The sequence below is a fragment of the Rhizobium lusitanum genome (assembly GCF_014189535.1).
Taxonomy (GTDB): Bacteria; Pseudomonadota; Alphaproteobacteria; order Rhizobiales; family Rhizobiaceae; genus Rhizobium; species Rhizobium lusitanum_C.
The window spans coordinates 1,991,603-2,009,015 of sequence record NZ_CP050308.1 but is presented as its reverse complement, the minus strand read 5'-3'; the positions used below and the strand labels follow the sequence as shown (position 1 = coordinate 2,009,015).

The following is a 17,413-nucleotide window of genomic DNA, read 5'->3' as shown; positions in this document are numbered from 1 at the left end:
GAATGTCGGGGCGGCTTTTTTGTGGGGACTGAAATGAAAAGCAGGCGCTCAGGCGGCGAGTTCTTCGGCTTCGCTTTCCTTGAACATCTTGGCAAGGTTCAGGAAGCAGATCATGCCATTTTCAGTGGCGATGATGCCTTCGCAGTAGGCGCGGTCGAAGGAAGCGGTGACTTCCGGGACGGGCTGAACCTGGTCGGCGCCAATCGTCAGGATATCGGATACGCGATCGACCAGCATGCCGATGACCATGTTATGGACTTCCGCCACGACGATGGCGCTGCGTTCATTGGCGACCGTGCTCTGCATGCCCAGCTTGTAGGCGAGATCGATAATTGGGATGACTGAGCCGCGCAGGTTCATGACGCCGATGACGTCAGCCGGCGCATGCGGGATCGGCGTCGACGGCGCCCAGCCGCGGATTTCGCGGATCGTGGTGGTCTTGACGCAGAATTCCTGATCGTGAAGCCGGAAGGCAATGATCTCCAGCGTATCGCCGCTGAAGCTGGTGGAATTGATCGTGGCCATGAACATTCTTCCCGTTGATGCATGGCGCCAAACCCGGCGCTTATCAGGACGATATCGCAAGAATGTTGCTCAAACCTAAACCTATGGAAGAGATTTCGGCTGGGTGTAATTTAGTTTCTTCTAAAGGTTGAGTTCAGCGTGCCAGGACCTTGTCGATCTGTTCCAGCGCCCAGTCGACCTGATTGCGGGTGATGACCAGCGGCGGAGCGAGGCGGATCGTGTGGTCGTGTGTGTCCTTGGCGAGCAGGCCGAGATCCTTGAGCTGATAGCAATACTGCCGCGCCCCGCCGGCCTCGGGTACCAGTTCCACCGCCAGCATCAGGCCGCGTCCGCGAATGTCCTTGACGATGTCGGAGCGGATCGAGCGCAGGCCCTCGATGAAATAATCACCCATGACAGCGGCGTTCTCGATCATGCCTTCTTCGGTCAGGACACGGAGAGCCGCGCGGGCGACGGCGCAGGCGAGCGGATTACCGCCAAAGGTGGAGCCATGCTGTCCGGGTTTCAGCACGCCGAGCACCTCGGAGTTGGAGAGAACGGCGGAGACCGGATAGAAGCCGCCCGACAGGGCCTTGCCGATCAATGTCACGTCTGCCTCGATGCCCTCATGCTCCTCGGCCAGCAGCTTGCCGGTGCGGCCGAGGCCGGTCTGGATCTCGTCGAGGATGAGCGTGATCTTGTTGGCAGTGCAAAGTTCGCGCAAACGGGTGAAATAACCGGCAGGTGGGATGATGACGCCGGCCTCGCCCTGGATCGGCTCGATCAGGGCTGCAACGGTGTTCTGGTTGATCGCGGCGGCGAAGGCATCGGCGTCGCCGAAGGGCACGACGCGGAAACCCGGCGTATAGGGGCCGAAGCCGGAGCGGGCATCCGGATCGGTCGAGAAGCTGATGATGCTCAGCGTCCGGCCGTGGAAATTGTCGGAGAAGACGATGATCTCCGCCTGGTTCTCCGGAACGCCCTTGAGCTCATAGCCCCATTTGCGCACCGCCTTGATCGCGGTCTCGACCGCCTCGGCGCCGGAGTTCATCGGCAGGATCTTGTGAGAGCCGGTGAGCGCGGCCAGTTCCTCGTAGAGATAGGCGAGCTGATCGTTGCGGAAGGCTCGGGAGGTGAGCGTCAGCTTGCCGGCCTGCTCGATCATCGCCTCGCGGATCTTCGGGTGGCAATGACCCTGGTTGACCGCCGAATAGGCTGAGAGGCAATCGAGATAGCGCTTGCCGTCGGTATCCCAGACATAGACGCCTTCGCCGCGGGTGAGCACGACGTCGAGCGGCTTGTAGTTATGGGCGCCGAGACGCTGCTCGGTGGCAATCAGATCGGCTGGTGCGCTCATGGTAACTTCCCCCAGAACTATGCTGCCCTTGTCGGGCGGTCGAAGATGCGTCGACCGAACAGGCTTGCGGCCATCTCCACCAGGACACGGGCGCTCTTGCCGCGATCGTCGAGGAAGGGATTAAGCTCGACCAGATCGAGCGAAGAGACGAGGCCGCTGTCCGACAGCATTTCCATGATCAGATGGGCTTCGCGATAAGTTGCGCCGCCCGGCACCGTCGTTCCCACGCCCGGCGCGATGTCCGGGTCGATAAAATCGACGTCGAAGCTGACATGCAGCAGGCCGTTGGCGGCGCTGACCGTGTCGAGCACCCGGCGCATGATCACGGCCACGCCCTGTTCATCCAGCGAACGCATGTCGAAGACGTTGACGCCGTGCTCTCGGATCTGTTCGCGCTCATGCGGATCGACGGAACGGATGCCGACCTGGAAGACCTTCTTCGGATCGACCAGTGGCCGTCCGGCCGGCAGCACATTGGCGATCTCCGCCTGGCCGCAGAAATAGGCGACGGGCATGCCGTGAATATTGCCTGACGGTGATGTCGCCGGCGAATTGAAGTCCGAATGCGCGTCCAGCCAGAGCACGAACAGCGGCCGGCCGACTTCCGCCGCATAGCGCGCCATGCCGGAGACGCTGCCCATGGAAAGGCTGTGGTCGCCGCCGAGGATCAGCGGGAAGCCGCCGGACGAGGCGACGTCATAGACCTTGGCTTCGAGCGCGCGGGTGAAGGCGCCGACGATTTTCAGATGATGCGCCTTCGGATCGTCCGGTAGGTCAGCGGCCGGGGCTGGATGGAGGTCGCCGCTGTCGGTAACGCGATGGTCGAGCTCGGTCAGCATTGTCGCGATGCCAGCGATGCGCAGGGCTGTCGGACCCATACTGGCGCCGCGACGACCGGAGCCTTCCTCAAGCGGAACGCCGATCAGGGTGACGGATGTGGATTCTACGCTCATTGGGCGGCGCTCCAAAGGGTTAGGGGCTGTTGATTCGCATTATTGGCCAGGGAGGCGACAGCAAAAAGATGGAAAATTGTCGAAAATCGAGTAGTTTTTGACAGATTGATAAGTTCGTTTTAGCAGAATGATAAGCCCATGGATGATCTTGACCGCGACCTCCTGAGTGCATTGCGCCACAATGCCCGCACCTCCGTCTCCTCGCTGGCGGCAGCCACCGGCGCCTCGCGCGCGACCGTCACCGCTCGCATCGAACGGCTGGTCGATAATGGTACCATCACCGCCTTCACCATACGAACTGGCCACGAAACCCGCGCCGCCGGCGTGCGCGCCATCGTGCTCATCGAAGTGCTCGGCAAGCTGGCGGACAAGGTCGCCGATCAGCTTCGTGGCCTGCCGCAGGTGAGGGCGCTGCACAGCACCAACGGCAAATGGGATTTCATCGCCGAACTCGAAGACCGCGACCTCGCCTCCTTCGACGAAACGCTGCGCCGCATCCGGCTTATCAATGGCATCAACACGACGGAGTCTAATATCTTGCTGAAAACGAGCAAGATGGGATTTTGAATACGAGGCCACAGCGGTGGCTTAGTCATTTGTTCTGGAGCATACTTATCGCGCACGATGCCCGCGCCTAATCGGTCAGATGGAGCGTCCTGCCCCGAGGTCAACATGTCAATCAATCTTGAAATCCGGCAATATGCCGGCCCGGATCGTCATCGCCACGATTATAGCCAGATTCTGTTTCCCATGCGCGGTTCCATGCTGGTCGATGTTGAAGGGCGGGCCGATGTCGTCTCAAGCCATAGTCTGGCGATCATCCCGCAGGACCGCATGCATAATTTCGCGCCGAGCGCGGATTGCAGCCTCATGGTCATGGATGTGGAGCTCGGGTCGCTTCCCGATGCGCTTGTTCCGTCCGTCTTGTGCGGCCCGTCGGCTTTGACGGTCAGGATCGAGCCGTGGCTCTGGCGGCTCTTCAATCAGCTCGGTCGCGAGGTTGAGGCGGATGGGCGTCGCGCGCCGGATGCCGCTCATCTGGCGTTGAGCGGGTTGCAGCTTGTCCGGCAGGAGCAGGTGACGGTAGCTCCACCCCTGAGCCTGGCCGAGCAGCGTGTTCTTGACGTCACCAGCGCTCTTGGAAACGATCTTGGGCACGCGAGCGTGACCAGCATGGCGCGGAAGGCCGGTCTTGGGCAAAGCCAGTTCCATGCGCTGTTTCGGGAAACCGTTGGCCAATCGCCGAGGCAATACCAGTTGCGGAAGCTCTTTGATCGCGCCGTCGATCTGCTCGTCAACACATCGCTGCCGATTTCGGAAATCGCCTATGATCTCGGCTATCGAAACGCCTCGTCCTTCAACAGGCAGTTCAAGCAGAGATTCGGCCTGACCCCATCGGCCTTCCGCAATGCCGATGCGGATGGCAGGGGCGTTGCGGACTGAGAATTGGAGGTTCGGTCAAGTCATTCGGAGCTTCGCCTCATCACAAGGGCTCCGATTTCTGCGAAATTCCGCCAGACAAACATCTGGCTTCAGGAGGCCCGCTTGACCAAACTGGCCTGCTGCCGGTTTCATGGACATCGAGTTAAGGTGTTCCTCCTGAAACCGGAGAGCATGAATGCAAAGACGAATATTCAGCCGCGAGTACAAGCTTGAGGCGGTGAAGCTGGTCAGGGAGCGTGGGGTTGCCGTCGCGCAGGCTGCCCGTGATCTTGATGTCCACGAGAATGTGTTGCGCAAATGGGTTCGGGAATACGGCGACGATCCCAGCCAGTCCTTTCCTGGAAAAGGGCAAATGAAGCCGGAGCAGCTTGAGATCGAGCGGCTCCGTCGTGAAGTCGCAAAGCTGAAGGCAGAGCGCGATATCCTAAAAAAGGCCGCAGCCTACTTTGCCAGGGACGCGATATGAAGTTCGCGTTCGTTGCAAAGCACCGCTCGATCTGGCCGGTGGCATGGCTCTGTGAAGTGCTGGGAGTTTCTCGCTCAGGTTTCCACGCCTGGTTCAATCGTTCTCCGAGCGAACATGCACGCCATGACGAGGTCCTGCTGGAAAGGATCAAGCAGAGTTTCCAGTCCAGCGACCGCACCTATGGTGCCCGACGGGTCTGGCACGATGTGCTGGAGGAAGGGTTATCCTGCGGCCTCCATCGTATTGAGCGGCTGATGCGCTTGAATGCGCTCAGGGCAAGACCCAGGCGGCGTGGCTTGCCAAAGGATGCCGGTGACCGTGCCGTCATCATGCCTAACGTGCTGGACCGCCAGTTCGTGGCAGAGCGTCCGAACCAGAAATGGGTGGCTGACTTTACCTATATCTGGACCGCGGAAGGCTGGCTGTATGTCGCAGCCGTCATCGACCTGTTCTCACGCCGTGTCGTCGGCTGGTCGATGAATGCCAACATGACAGCCCAACTCGTCACAGATGCGCTGATCATGGCGATATGGCGTCGAGGAAAACCAGATGCTCTGCTGCATCACTCCGACCAGGGCAGCCAATATACCAGCGAGCAGTTCCAGCGCCTCATGGGAGATCATAGCATCACCTGCTCGATGAGCCGCTCTGGAAATGTCTGGGATAACGCTGCAATGGAGAGCTTCTTCTCCTCACTGAAAACGGAGAGAACGGCACGGAAGGTTTATCGCACGAGGAATGACGCCAGAGCCGATGTGTTCGATTACATCGAGCGCTTCTACAACCCGAAGCGTCGCCACTCGACACTGGGCTATCTCAGCCCCAATGACTTTGAAACAAAGGTGGGATTAGCTTAACCTCGTGTCCGATAAACCGGCAGCAGGCCAAACTGACTGATTTCAAGGCTCTGACTTTCGATTGCTACGGCACACTCATCGATTGGGAGACCGGCATCTGGAACGCACTTCAGCCGCTCTTGAGCGAAGGCCGGCTAACCATGGGCCGCGATGAGACACTCGAACTGTTCGGCCGGCTGGAAACGGAGCAGGAGCTGCAAACGCCGTCCCTGCGTTATTCGACTCTGCTCGCGGCGGTGCATGCGCGCATCGCAAAGGTGCTGGGTGTGCGTGTCTCCCCGGATCTGCATGAACGGTTCGGCGGCTCCGTCTCCGATTGGCCGCCTTTTCCGGATTCCGCCGAGGCGCTCGGCTATCTCAAGAAACACTACAAGCTCATCATCCTGTCGAATGTCGACCGCACCAGCTTTGCTGCCAGCAACCGGAAGCTGGGCGTGAATTTCGACGCCGTCTATACCGCAGAGGATGTCGGGTCCTATAAGCCCGATCCGCGCAATTTCACCTATATGCTCGACCATCTGCGCGATGATTTCGGTATAGCGCCTTCAGAGGTGCTTCACGTCGCACAGAGCCTCCATCACGACCATGTGCCGGCGACGAAGGCGGGTCTGGCCCGCGCCTGGATCGACCGGCGTTCCGGACAGGCCGGTGGCGGAGCGACCCCGATTCCCGCTAATATTCCGACGGTCGATTTCATGTTTACGAGCCTCGCCGAATTCGACGACGCGCATCGCGCCGCCATTGGCGGCTGATATCTCGAGCAAGATCTCGGGAGCTGTGATCAACGGCCGAGATACGCTGAGAGGCGTCTTGGCCGTTGAGGCTTAATATTCGTGCTCGTAGACGATGCCGGCTTCGCCCGCGCCATTCGAGCCGGCGGCACCTCGCAGCTTCACCCCGCGTCCGACGTCTAGATTGATGATCGCCTTGGTGTTGTTGGCGGCACCTTGCTGTAGTTCGATATAGGTACGCTTGTTCAGGTACTTGCCAGCGCCGACCTGTGCTTGGCCATTCGCATCGGTCGAGATGTCGAGATCGTCGACGCCGAGATGGCTGCGCAGGCCGTCGAACAGCGAGGTGGAACGGCCGCCGGCAAGCTGGCTGGCGGCATCGGCGAGCTGGGCGATCTGCATCGCTGAAAGCTTCGACATGGATTGACCGAAAATGAGCTGCGCCATCACCTCGTCCTGCGGCAGGGCAGGGGAGGAGGAAAAAGCAATCTGCGGGTCGGTCGCCAGGCCCGTGACATCCACGGTGATGGTGGTGGAGCTTACCGACGAGGTGGCTTCCATGTTGAGTGCAGGCGTCAGGTCGCCCCCGAAGGTGATCTTGCTGCTGTCGGCGAAATCCAGCCGGCGGCTAAGAATGGTCAGGCGCCCGCGCCGCATGGTGAAGCCGCCTGAGACGACGGGATTTGCCGCCGTGCCGCGAACGGTGATGCTGCCGCCGAGTTCCGCGTCGATACCGCGGCCACGCACGAAGATTTGCGACGGCGCGTCGATCTGCAACTCAATGCCGAGGCTGGTGGATTTGCTGCTCGGCGCCTGCGGTTTCTGGTCCTTGAACTGAGCGGTGACCGCGGCCGGTGCGTTCTTGTGCTTGATGTTGATCTCTGAAAGCGAGGCCGGCAGCTTTTCCGGCACGGTGATCGACGCCTTGTTGAGCTTCAGATTGCCCGTCAGCACGGGTGCCGTCATCAGCGGCCCCTTGATGCCGAGCGTACCGTTGACGGTTGCCGTTACCAGCGTGCCGTCGACATAGGTGGCATTGTTGAACTTCAGCTGGATGTCGGCCGGGAAGCCGCTGTCTGCGGCGATGCCGACCGTGCCGCTCGCCGCGATGCTGCCGCCGCTGGCGAGATTGCCGTTGAGGCGCGAGATCACCGCCTGCTTACCGTCCAGCGTGACGGTGACGGCAAGGCCATTGAGGGTGAGATTGCGGCGAACATCGACGAGCCTGCCGCCGTCGGTGGTGATTGTGCCTGTAACGGCGGGTGCAGCGGTCGTGCCACCGATCTGCAGATCGATCTTCGCCGTGCCAGTCATGACCAGACCCTGCGCGGCAAGCTGGCCGGCCAGTGCGTCGAAGGGCAGGTTGCCGGAGAATTTCATCGCCAGCGCCTTGCTGCCGGCGACGGCGACCGTGCCGCCTCCATTGAGCGCCAGGCCGTTCTGGCCGGTCAGATTGGTATCGATGGTGACGACATTATCGGCGAATTTGCCGTTCGCCTTGATGCCGAGCGGGCCGAGGCCGGCCGATTTCGTCTGGCTGGTCGCAGCCCCCGACCAATTGGTCTGAAAGTTGACGACAGGTGAAGCCGCCCGGCCGGTGACGGTTACGGTGCCGGAAATCGCGCCTTCGGCGGCAAGCGTCGGGGCGAAGACATTGGCGAGGCTGGCGGGCAGGTTGGCGATCCTGGCGTTGATATTCAGCGCCTGGCCCGCAGTGCCGTCGACGACGACGGAGCCGCCGCCGGTCTGGATGGTCAGGCCGTTCAGCGCTGCCGTGCCGTCCTTGATGGTGATCTTGGTGGGCGAGGCCAGTTTGACGGGAATGGTGCGCGGCGCACCGGCAAAATTGCCGAGACTGACGACCGTTTGGCCGCCGCCGGTCTCTACATTGCCGCTTGCTGTGAGCGGCGCGTTGTCATAGCTCGACTTGAGATCGAAAACCGTTCTGCTGCCCTGCTGGGTGAAAGTCAGCCCGAGATCGGCGATGCGATTGGCGCCGGATGCGATGGCGCCGGCGCGGATGCTGCCGTTGGCGGAAAAGGATTTCAGGTCATCGACGGTCAGGGCGATAACCGGCTTGTCGATGGCGAGATCGTCGCGGCGAATATGGCTGCCGGTGGCATTGACCTTCAGGCCGATCTTGCCATTGGCATTGGAGAGATCGAGCGTGCCCTTCAAATCGCCGTCGGCCTTCTGTCCGGCGAGAGCAGCGATGAGGCTGAGATCGGGAAGATCGAAGGTCAGCGCGCCCGATGGTTCGAAACTCGGCGAGAAATCCAGCTTGCCCTGCAGCCTGTTGGGGCCGATCTCTACGGCAAGTGCCGGAATGCTGGTGCGGCCACCTTGCGAGGTGGCGTCGGCGGTGATGCTGATCGGCTTGCCGTCGATGGCGCCGTTTGCCTGCACGTTTGCCTGCGGAGCATTCGGATCGGCGGTTCCGGTCAGGGCAACATCGAGCGTGTCTAGTAGTCGGCCGGCGAGCTTGACGTTGACGGCCTTCACCGTCGCGTCGATGCCCAGCGCAGTCAGTGGCCCCTTGGTCTTCAACCCGATATCCGCCTGGCCCTCGGCGTTCGGGATCAGCTTGGAGAGGTCGAGCAGCTTGCCCGTCAGGTTCGATGCCAGTGTCTGGTCGTCCAGCGTTGCATTGCCGTTGATTTCGCCGAGATTCGATTTCACCGCAAGATTGGAGAGGTTTATCTTCGTCGGCACGGTGCCGGCGACTTGGCCTTCCAGCGAGATTGTTCCCTCGAATTTGTTCGACACGCCATCCGGCAGCACGGCGGGCAGGGCGAAGAGCTTGAAGTTGCCGGTCAGTGCCTTCGTCGACAGCGTATATTTACCGTTGACGGTGCCGCCGATGCTGGCGCTTTCCAATGTCGTGTTGTTGAAGCCGATGCTGTCGGGCGAGATCTGCAGGGGCGCGGTCAGCGAAATCGGCGCGCGGATCAGGCGATTGAGATCGGGACTGACGAATGCGGTCTGACCGACGACGAGACGAAGCTGCACTGGGCCAGACGCGGTGGTCAGGTTGAAGGCGTCGCTTTTGGCGCTGAGGTTCACCTGACCGATCTGGCCTTGCGGCGCGCTGGCGCTTTCGAGCGTGGCTTTCGCGTCGATCTTCACCGACTGCGAGGCGCCCGTAAGCGCAACATCGGCGCGCGAGATCATCGCCCGCAACTCGCCGTTTTCCATCGGCCAGCGGAAATCGACAGGGCCGGAGGTGCCGAGCAGGTTGGCGTTGAGGCTGTTGTTGCCCGAGGGATCGAGCGTGCCGGAAGCGGCGATGACGACGCTGCCGGTGGCGAGATTGCCGGTCTGGATATCGATCTTGCCCTTGCCGTCGAAGGTGGCGGAAAGGTCGATCGTCGTCTGGCCGGTAAATAGCGGGCGCAAGGTCGGCGGCAGCAGCGCATCGACGTCGCCGCCGCCCTTGACGTCGATATGGTGCAGCCCATCGGCGGACATGGCGTGATGGCCGTCGATCGACACTGTCGGCTTGTTGTCCAATGCGGCCTGAAGCTTGCCGGCCCAGTTGGATAGCGGACCCTCGCCGGAGAGATTGATGTTGATTGCGGGGCCGCCCGGCAAGTGCAGCAGTCCGGCGAGCAGGCCGTCGCGGGGTTCTGTGACTTGGGCCTTCAGGTTCAGCCGGTTTTCGGCCGGCGCGAACGAAATGTTGGTCGAGAGCTTGGCGTCGGGAACATCCTGGCGATTGGTATTGAGGACGAGGTCGATGCTGCTATTGTTTGCCTTAACGCTGCCATTGGCGGCAAGCGCGAAATCCTGGCCGGCGACGGCTTGCCCGATGCGCAGGTCCGGCAGGGCGACGGCGCCGATATCGATGGCGATGGGCAGCGAGAAGCCGCTGCTTTCGCTGGTCGTAGCCTGAGGCTCGGCTTTTGCCGTCGACACAGGCAGGCGCTGGACGTCCACGACGTCGGCGGCGACACGGTCGGCATGGAAGGTGCCCGTCAGCAGCGAGAGCGGCGACCAGTCGATAGCGAGGTTCTGGACCTTGGCGACGGTGCCCTTGGTGTCGGCAACGGTGATCGCGCCGACCCTGAGGCTGCCGGTCAGAAGTCCTGACGGCTCGGCAATCGTGATGGTGTGGTCCGGTGTCGAGACGAGCTTTGCCACCCGGTTCACGGCGTAACCGGTAGCGCCAGGCACGAAGCCGACGACAAGCACGGCGACAACGGCCAGCACGAGGATTGCCACGACCGCATAGGCGGCCAAGCGCAACAATTTCCCGAGAATTCGAATCAACATGCTCATGAGAGCGACAGTAACCTCATTTTTGTAACCGCGTGCTGAACCGATCTCCGATCGTACGGCTGGTCAGAAGGATTGGCCGATGCCGGCATAGATGCCGTATGCCGTGCCATCAGGATATTTCTTCAGGGGAACGGCGACATCGAGCCTGATGGGGCCGAAGGGCGTAGCGTAGCGCACACCGACGCCCGCGCCAATGCGAAGATCGGAAAAGTCGGGAAAACTGCTGTCGGTGACGCTGCCCATGTCGACGAAAGGCACCAGGCCGATCGTGTCGGTGATCTTGATGCGGGCTTCGAAGGAGGCTGTTCCATAGGAGCGGCCGCCGAGCGCATCGCCATTGGAATTATAGGGCGTGATTTCCTGATAGGCGTAGCCGCGCACCGAGCCGCCGCCGCCGGCGTAGAAACGCCGGGTGGCCGGAATGTCCTCGATACTGTTGGCTCCAAGCAGAGAGCCCAGGGCAAGCTTGCCGGCGAAGACGACATTGTTGTTGGCGCCGATGCCCTGATAGCCGGAAATCGAGCCCTCGAAGGAGCTGAACACTGAGCCGTCCATCGCTTCATAGCTTGGCTTGGCGCTGATCGAGGCGCGGTAGCCCTCGGTCGGGTCGAGCTTGTTGTCGCGCGTGTCCCTGACATATTCGAGCGGGATCGCCACCGTCAGATAGTTTTGATCGCCATAGGCGTCGGTGCTGTCCTGCTCATAGGACACTTCGCCGCCGGCCGAGACGGTGTCCTGATCGGAGAGCTCATAGGCAAGTCCGGCACTGGCGGTGGCGGTATCGGCATCGTAGGCATCCGGATGCAGGCTCTGCATCTTCAGACCGGCGGTGAAGGTTGCCGAGGGATAGAAAGTCGCGGGCCTGACGTAGGTAATGCCGGCGCTATAGTCGAGCTGGCCGACATCGGTGGTTTCGCCGAGGCGGGAGACCGACCCCTCGATGCGCAACGAATCCGCGCGGCCGGTCAGGTTGCGGTGACCCCAATAGCCCTGCAGGCCAATGCCGTCGATGGTGGAATATTGCGCGCCGACGCCGAAATAGCGTTGCTTGCCTTCCGACACCTCGATGGTCATGGGAATGCTGCCGTCCGGCGCCAGCTTGTCAGCTTCGCGGATGGTGATGCTGGAAAAGACGCCGAGCTTGCGCAGGCGGTCGGAGGCTTTTTTCAGTTCGTCCGGGGAATAGGGCCTACCCTCGTTGATGCGGGCATAGCGCTTGATGAAATCCGGATCGACCGACTTCTGGCCGGTAACGCCGACATTGCCGATGGGCGCGATCGGGCCGCTGTCGACGTTCAATGTCACCTCAACCGTGCGGGTCGCGTGGTCGGCCACGACGTCGCGTCTGGTCAGCTTGGCGAGGGGATGGCCCTCATTCTTGAGGTCGGCGACGATCTTGTCGCCCGCCTTGATGATGGTCAGCGATCCCGCTCCATCGCCGGGTACAAGCCCATATTGCTCGGCGTTGCGGCCAGCCGCGTCGCCGAGCAGGTTGACCTTGCCGAGCTTGAAGAGCGGGCCGGGATCGACACTGATGGTCACCGCAACGGGCTTCGAGCGGCTGAAGGTTGGGTTCGGCGGCAGGGCATCCAGATTGGTGCCGTTGACGGTGATGGTGATCACTGCACCGTAATGGGCTTTTTCATAGAGGCTGCCGATCAGCCGGTCGCGATCGTCGCGCGCCTTGATGACGACGCCGAGGTCGCCGGAAACCGGTTTCTTCTTGTCGGCGACCAGCATCGACGTGTCGGTCAGGGATTCCTTGAGGTCTTTGTCGAGATTGTCAGCCTTCAGATCGACCGTATAACGGACGGGGTCGGAAACCTGATCCGTCGTCTCGTCCTCGCCCCAGAGGGTCATGCCGAACAGCTTGAAAGCAAAGGCGTTCTTGGTATAGAGCGGGGCGAGCGCAAGTGTTGCCGCGACCGCCATTACGGTGCCTGCTCGCCGATACGCAATACTCTTTCTCGGTTCAGTTCTTCTACGCATACGCCGCTTTACGGTTACATGAGAACTTACTCAGGTTGACGTTTCCCCCTGGTTAACGCGCGGGCACCATAGAGACAAAAGCACCTCGGGTGTACCTTTTTAGACTCGAAACTTCGCAAAAGACGGTCGGAGAAATGAAAAGCCCCGGATTTCCGTCCGGGACAGAGGGTCGTTGCGGCTGTTTGAACAGGGCAGGAGCTGGTCGTTATTTTCTCATTCCGCCCGTTCTGATCCAGCGTTGAACCGAGGTCGTTTTCCGCTGTTCCAGGGTAAAGACGCCCTTTTTTGTTTCCCTGCGGCGAGGACACTGGAATCAAAAAGTCCCGGGCTTTAGGCCCGGGACTTCGGTATTTCTATCGACTGTTGATCAGTAGTCTTCGTTGTAACCGCCACGGTAGCCACCACCATCACGATACCCGCCGCCATCGCGATAACCGCCGCGTGGGCAATTATCGATGTAACGACGGCCGTAGCGGTCGCGGTAGTAGCACTGGCCCGGCTGTTCGGAGACGCTGCCGATGACAGCGCCGGAAACACCGCCGATCGCGGCCCCCACGGCTGCGCCACGGACGTTGCCGGTTACGGCGCCGCCGATGATGGCGCCGGACGCCGCGCCGATGCCGGCGCCTTGTTCAGTCGGGGTGCAGCTTGCGATCGACAAGCCGACCAATGCGAGCATAAGAACTTTCTTCATTTACTCTCTCCAACGTTAGTTAAGCCGGTACCCCCGGCCAACGTCGTCCCATTCTTCAGCTCCACTGCGATGGGCTGTCCTTACAGTCATGCAGCTACGAAGAAATATCGTGTAAAATATGATTGTCCATTGGGCACCTATAGCTTTTTTAATGCTAAAATATCTTTGGCTACAATAGGTAAGTAAAATAAATCGCCCGGAGGAAAATCCACGCCTCTTCTAAAGTAGAGGTTGATCGTACTTCAAAAAAGTCAAATGATGGCAATTGCCTCTGGAGGAGAGGCGTGGAGGAAAATATGGCAAAGGTGACTTTGACGGTGAACGGCCGAACGGTCAGCGGCGAGTGCGAGGAGCGCACGCTGCTTGTCCATTTCATCCGGGAAAAGCTTGGCCTGACGGGAACCCATGTCGGCTGCGATACCAGCCAGTGCGGCGCCTGTGTGATTCATATGGATGGAAAGTCGATCAAGAGCTGTTCGATCCTTGCCGTGCAGGCGTCTGGCTCCACGATCATGACCATCGAGGGCCTGGCCGCCAATGGCGAGCTGCATTCCGTTCAGGCCGCCTTCAAGGAACATCATGGCCTGCAATGCGGCTTCTGTACGCCGGGCATGGTGATGACGGCGGTCGACATGATCAATCGTCACGGTGGCGCGCTGGACGAAAAGACGGTGCGGGCCGAGCTGGAGGGCAATATCTGTCGTTGCACCGGCTATCACAATATCGTCCAGGCGGTCCTTGCCGCCAATGCCGAAATGCACGCCGCCAAGCAGGCGGCCGAGTAAGATTTCACCGAGACTGTCTGGCGAACGCCAACGGCTGTTATCTTGGCGGATTTGCCGGGCCCGGAACCCCAATGGGAGGATATCATGGGCGTTGAAGGCATTGGTGCGCGCGTTACGCGCAAGGAAGACAAACGATTTCTGACGGGCAAGGGGCGCTACACCGACGATATGGTGACGCCGGGCATGAAGTATGCCTATTTCGTCCGTAGTCCGCATGCGCATGCGAAGATTGCCGGCCTCGACATCTCTGCCGCGCTGGCGATGCCCGGCGTGATCGGGGTGCTGGACGGCAAGCAGCTGCTTGCCGATGGCATCGGCAATCTGATCTGCGGCTGGATGATCCATTCCAAGGATGGCTCGCCGATGAAGATGGGCGCATGGCGGCCCCTGGCGGTCGATACCGTGCGCTATGTCGGCGATGCCATCGCCATCGTCGTTGCCGACAGTTTGGGCGAAGCCCGTGACGCGGCCGAGGCCGTGGTGGTGGATTACGATGAGCTTCCCGCCGTCGTCGAGGCAATCGAGGCATTGAAGCCCGATGCGCCGCAGGTTCACCCGGAAGCGCCTGGCAATCTGATCTTCGACTGGGAGATCGGCGATAGCGCCGCGACCGATAGCGCGATTGCCGCTGCGGCGCATGTCACCGAGATCGAGATCCATAACAATCGGCTGTCGCCGAACGCGATGGAGCCGCGGGCAACGCTCGGCATCTACGATGCCGCCGAGGATCACTATACCTGCTACACGACCAGCCAGAACCCGCATGTGGCGCGGCTGGTGATGAGCGCCTTCTATAACGTCGCGCCGGAAAACAAGCTGCGGGTGATCGCGCCCGATGTCGGCGGCGGCTTCGGTTCGAAGATCTATATCTATCCGGAGGAGATCGTCTGTCTCTGGGCCTCCAAGAAGACCGGCGTGCCGGTCAAGTGGACGGCCGACCGCACCGAGGCTTTCCTCACCGATGCGCATGGCCGCGACCATGTCTCCAAGGTTAAAATGGCCTTCGATGCCGAGAACCGCATCATCGGCCTCAAGGTCGATACCATCGCCAATCTCGGCGCCTATATGTCGCTGTTTTCCTCGGCGGTGCCGACCTATCTCTATGCCACGCTGCTGTCGGGCCAATATGCGATCCCGGCGATCCACGCCAATGTCCGCACCGTCTATACCAATACGGTGCCGGTCGATGCCTATCGTGGCGCCGGGCGTCCGGAGGCGACCTATCTTCTGGAGCGCACCATGGAAACGGCGGCGCGCGAGCTTGGCATTTCGCCGGCGGAATTGCGGCGCGCCAATTTTATCCGCACCTTCCCCTATCAGACACCGGTGATCATGAATTATGACGCCGGCGACTACGAGGCTTCGCTGAATGCCGCCATGCAGCAGGCGGACTGGAGCGGCTTTCCGGCCCGCAAGGCGGAAGCGGTGGCGCGCGGCATGAAGCGCGGCATTGGCATGAGCTGCTATATCGAAGCCTGCGGCATCGCGCCGTCCCAGGCGGTCGGCTCGCTCGGAGCCGGCGTCGGCCTCTGGGAATCGGCCGAGGTCCGCGTCAACGCGGTCGGAACGATCGAAGTGCTGACCGGCTCGCATAGCCATGGCCAGGGACATGAGACCACTTTCGCGCAGCTCGTCGCCGATCGGCTCGGCGTGCCGCTCGACAGCATCTCCATTGTCCATGGCGACACCGACAAGGTGCAGATGGGCATGGGCACCTATGGCTCCCGCTCTGGTGCGGTCGGCATGTCCGCCGTGGTCAAGGCGCTCGACAAGGTGGAGGCCAAGGCGAAGAAGATCGCGGCCCATCTGATGGAGGCCGATGAAAGCGATATCGTCATCGAGGATGGCAATGTCAAAGTTGCCGGCACGGACAAGTCGCTGCCATGGTTCCAGGTGGCTCTGGCAGCCTATACCGCCCACAACCTGCCTTCCGGCATGGAGCCGGGCCTGAAGGAAACCGCTTTCTACGATCCGGCCAACTTCACCTTTCCGGCCGGCTGCTACATCTGCGAAGTCGAGGTCGATCCGGAAACCGGCAAGACCGAGATTATCCAGTTCGTCGCCGCCGACGACTTCGGCAATATCATCAACCCGATGATCGTTGAGGGCCAGGTGCATGGCGGTATCGCGCAGGGGATTGGCCAGGCATTGCTCGAGGGCGTGCATTATGACGAGAACGGCCAGCTGCTGACGGCGAGCTTCATGGATTACACCATGCCGCGTGCCGACGATCTGCCGTCCTTCAAGCTGTCGCATCAGAACACGCCTTGCCCGAGCAACCCGCTGGGGATCAAGGGCTGCGGCGAGGCCGGCGCCATCGGTTCACCGCCGGCATTGATCAACGCCATCACCGATGCGATCGGTAACAACGCCCTTACCATGCCGGCCACACCGTTGAAGGTGTGGGAAGCGGCGCGGGCCGTGATCTGAGAAGAGGAGGAGAAAGCCATGTATGCAACCAACTATCACCGCGCCTCCTCGGTCGACGAAGCCGTCAAGCTTCTGTCGGGCGTCGACGAGGGCAAGTATGTCTCCGGCGGCATGACGCTGATCGCCACCATGAAACAGCGGCTGGCCTCGCCGAGCGATCTCGTCGATCTCCGGCATATTCCATCGCTGAAGGGCATCCGCGTCGATGGGCGCAGGGTGACGATCGGGGCGGCGACGACGCATGCGGAGGTCGCCTCCTCGGCGGCGATCCGCGCCATCTGTCCGGCGCTCTGCGATCTCGCCGGGATGATCGGCGATCCGCATGTCCGCCATATGGGCACGATCGGCGGCTCCGTCGCCAACAACGATCCGGCGGCGGACTATCCTTCGGCCATGCTGGCGCTCAATGCCACCATCGTCACTGACAAGCGGCAGATTACCGCCGATGACTACTTCACCGGCCTGTTCGAGACCGCGCTGGAAGATGGCGAGTTGATCACGGCCATCACCTTCGAGGTGCCGGAGAAGGCGGGCTATGCCAAATTCCCCAATCCGGCCTCGCGCTATGCCATGACCGGCGTCTTCGTCGCCAAGGGCGCGGGTGGCGTTCGGGTCGCGGTTACCGGCGCGGGTGCGGACGGCGTGTTTCGCCATGGTGGCATGGAGCAGGCGCTCACGGCGAACTGGTCACCGGACGCGGTCGCCAATGCAACCGTCGATTCGTCGGCGCTGATGTCCGATCTGCATGCCACGGCCGAATACCGTGCCAATCTGGTCAAGGTCATGGCCAAGCGCGCGGTGGCAGCGGCATAGATCGCCACGGAAAATGCCGGAGTGGCGGCTCGGCCGTCCTCCGGTTCGTCCCAGCTCCGGGCATGGTTGTAATTGTCAATTCGTCGTGATTGTCTATTCTTGTCTAGAATTGT

The 17,413-nt window shown here is 61.2% G+C and carries 12 protein-coding genes and 1 pseudogene; 7 read left to right on the top strand and 6 right to left on the bottom strand.

Annotated elements, in window-relative coordinates; translation table 11 throughout:
- Nucleotides 1-48: 48 nt before the first annotated feature.
- The 3 genes from HB780_RS23485 to rocF form a co-directional block, all read right to left on the bottom strand.
- Nucleotides 49-525, bottom strand: a complete 477-nt coding sequence (locus tag HB780_RS23485; RefSeq protein ID WP_183689766.1) for a chemotaxis protein CheW — start codon at nt 523-525, stop codon at nt 49-51.
- Between the two features lie 133 nt (nt 526-658).
- Complete coding sequence (gene rocD / locus HB780_RS23480; RefSeq protein ID WP_183689765.1) at nt 659-1,861, bottom strand: ornithine--oxo-acid transaminase; 1,203 nt, start codon at nt 1,859-1,861, stop codon at nt 659-661.
- A gap of 17 nt (nt 1,862-1,878) precedes the next feature.
- Nucleotides 1,879-2,814, bottom strand: a complete 936-nt coding sequence (gene rocF, locus HB780_RS23475) for an arginase (protein WP_183689764.1) — start codon at nt 2,812-2,814, stop codon at nt 1,879-1,881.
- Nucleotides 2,815-2,952: 138 nt separating this feature from the next.
- On the opposite strand from rocF, the gene HB780_RS23470 reads away from it, so the two are divergent.
- The 4 genes from HB780_RS23470 (at nt 2,953) to HB780_RS23455 (ending at nt 6,332) form a co-directional block, all read left to right on the top strand.
- A complete protein-coding gene (locus tag HB780_RS23470) occupies nt 2,953-3,381 on the top strand; it encodes an Lrp/AsnC family transcriptional regulator (protein WP_183689763.1) in 429 nt (142 codons plus the stop codon).
- A 105-nt stretch (nt 3,382-3,486) separates the two neighbouring features.
- Nucleotides 3,487-4,257: a helix-turn-helix domain-containing protein gene (locus tag HB780_RS23465; RefSeq protein ID WP_183689762.1), complete on the top strand. Its 771-nt coding sequence runs from the start codon at nt 3,487-3,489 to the stop codon at nt 4,255-4,257.
- A 175-nt stretch (nt 4,258-4,432) separates the two neighbouring features.
- Nucleotides 4,433-5,580 (top strand): IS3 family transposase gene (locus tag HB780_RS23460; RefSeq protein ID WP_183689761.1). Its coding sequence is split into 2 segments (ribosomal slippage): nt 4,433-4,682 and nt 4,682-5,580, totalling 1,149 coding nucleotides; the frame shifts between segments, so codons are not numbered across the junction.
- Nucleotides 5,571-6,332, top strand: a complete 762-nt coding sequence (locus HB780_RS23455) for a haloacid dehalogenase type II (protein WP_353622969.1) — start codon at nt 5,571-5,573, stop codon at nt 6,330-6,332. The genes HB780_RS23460 and HB780_RS23455 overlap by 10 nt, the downstream gene beginning before the upstream one ends.
- Before the next feature lie 72 nt (nt 6,333-6,404).
- Here HB780_RS23455 and HB780_RS23450 read toward each other — a convergent pair whose 3' ends face one another.
- From HB780_RS23450 to HB780_RS23440, 3 genes and pseudogenes are all read right to left on the bottom strand, one after another.
- Entirely contained in the window at nt 6,405-10,589 is a 4,185-nt protein-coding gene (locus tag HB780_RS23450; RefSeq protein ID WP_183689760.1) for a translocation/assembly module TamB domain-containing protein, read from the bottom strand.
- Nucleotides 10,590-10,652: 63 nt separating this feature from the next.
- The gene (locus tag HB780_RS23445; protein ID WP_183689759.1) at nt 10,653-12,578 is read right to left on the bottom strand and encodes an autotransporter assembly complex protein TamA; all 1,926 of its coding nucleotides are present in this window, start codon (nt 12,576-12,578) and stop codon (nt 10,653-10,655) included.
- A 439-nt stretch (nt 12,579-13,017) separates the two neighbouring features.
- Nucleotides 13,018-13,272 (bottom strand): annotated as a pseudogene (locus HB780_RS23440) (YMGG-like glycine zipper-containing protein); the annotation flags it as partial.
- Between the two features lie 296 nt (nt 13,273-13,568).
- Here HB780_RS23440 and HB780_RS23435 point away from each other — a divergent pair.
- The 3 genes from HB780_RS23435 to HB780_RS23425 all read left to right on the top strand — a co-directional run bounded on the left by HB780_RS23435 (nt 13,569) and on the right by HB780_RS23425 (nt 17,300).
- Nucleotides 13,569-14,057 carry a (2Fe-2S)-binding protein gene (locus HB780_RS23435; protein WP_183689757.1) on the top strand — a complete coding sequence of 163 codons (489 nt, stop codon included), beginning with the start codon at nt 13,569-13,571 and terminating at the stop codon, nt 14,055-14,057.
- Nucleotides 14,058-14,141: 84 nt separating this feature from the next.
- The gene (locus tag HB780_RS23430) at nt 14,142-16,487 is read left to right on the top strand and encodes a xanthine dehydrogenase family protein molybdopterin-binding subunit (protein ID WP_183689756.1); all 2,346 of its coding nucleotides are present in this window, start codon (nt 14,142-14,144) and stop codon (nt 16,485-16,487) included.
- An 18-nt stretch (nt 16,488-16,505) separates the two neighbouring features.
- Nucleotides 16,506-17,300, top strand: a complete 795-nt coding sequence (locus HB780_RS23425; protein WP_183689755.1) for an FAD binding domain-containing protein — start codon at nt 16,506-16,508, stop codon at nt 17,298-17,300.
- Nucleotides 17,301-17,413: the final 113 nt, after the last annotated feature.

What these genes read in the sequence shown, in the direction of transcription:
- HB780_RS23450 (WP_183689760.1), bottom strand. Translation starts at nt 10,589, where the DNA reads ATGAGCATGTTGATTCGAATTCTCGGGAAATTGTTGCGCTTGGCCGCC.
- HB780_RS23485 (WP_183689766.1), bottom strand. Translation starts at nt 525, where the DNA reads ATGGCCACGATCAATTCCACCAGCTTCAGCGGCGATACGCTGGAGATC.
- HB780_RS23435 (WP_183689757.1), top strand. Translation starts at nt 13,569, where the DNA reads ATGGCAAAGGTGACTTTGACGGTGAACGGCCGAACGGTCAGCGGCGAG.
- HB780_RS23445 (WP_183689759.1), bottom strand. Translation starts at nt 12,578, where the DNA reads ATGCGTAGAAGAACTGAACCGAGAAAGAGTATTGCGTATCGGCGAGCA.
- HB780_RS23425 (WP_183689755.1), top strand. Translation starts at nt 16,506, where the DNA reads ATGTATGCAACCAACTATCACCGCGCCTCCTCGGTCGACGAAGCCGTC.
- HB780_RS23465 (WP_183689762.1), top strand. Translation starts at nt 3,487, where the DNA reads ATGTCAATCAATCTTGAAATCCGGCAATATGCCGGCCCGGATCGTCAT.
- rocD (WP_183689765.1), bottom strand. Translation starts at nt 1,861, where the DNA reads ATGAGCGCACCAGCCGATCTGATTGCCACCGAGCAGCGTCTCGGCGCC.
- rocF (WP_183689764.1), bottom strand. Translation starts at nt 2,814, where the DNA reads ATGAGCGTAGAATCCACATCCGTCACCCTGATCGGCGTTCCGCTTGAG.
- HB780_RS23470 (WP_183689763.1), top strand. Translation starts at nt 2,953, where the DNA reads ATGGATGATCTTGACCGCGACCTCCTGAGTGCATTGCGCCACAATGCC.
- HB780_RS23430 (WP_183689756.1), top strand. Translation starts at nt 14,142, where the DNA reads ATGGGCGTTGAAGGCATTGGTGCGCGCGTTACGCGCAAGGAAGACAAA.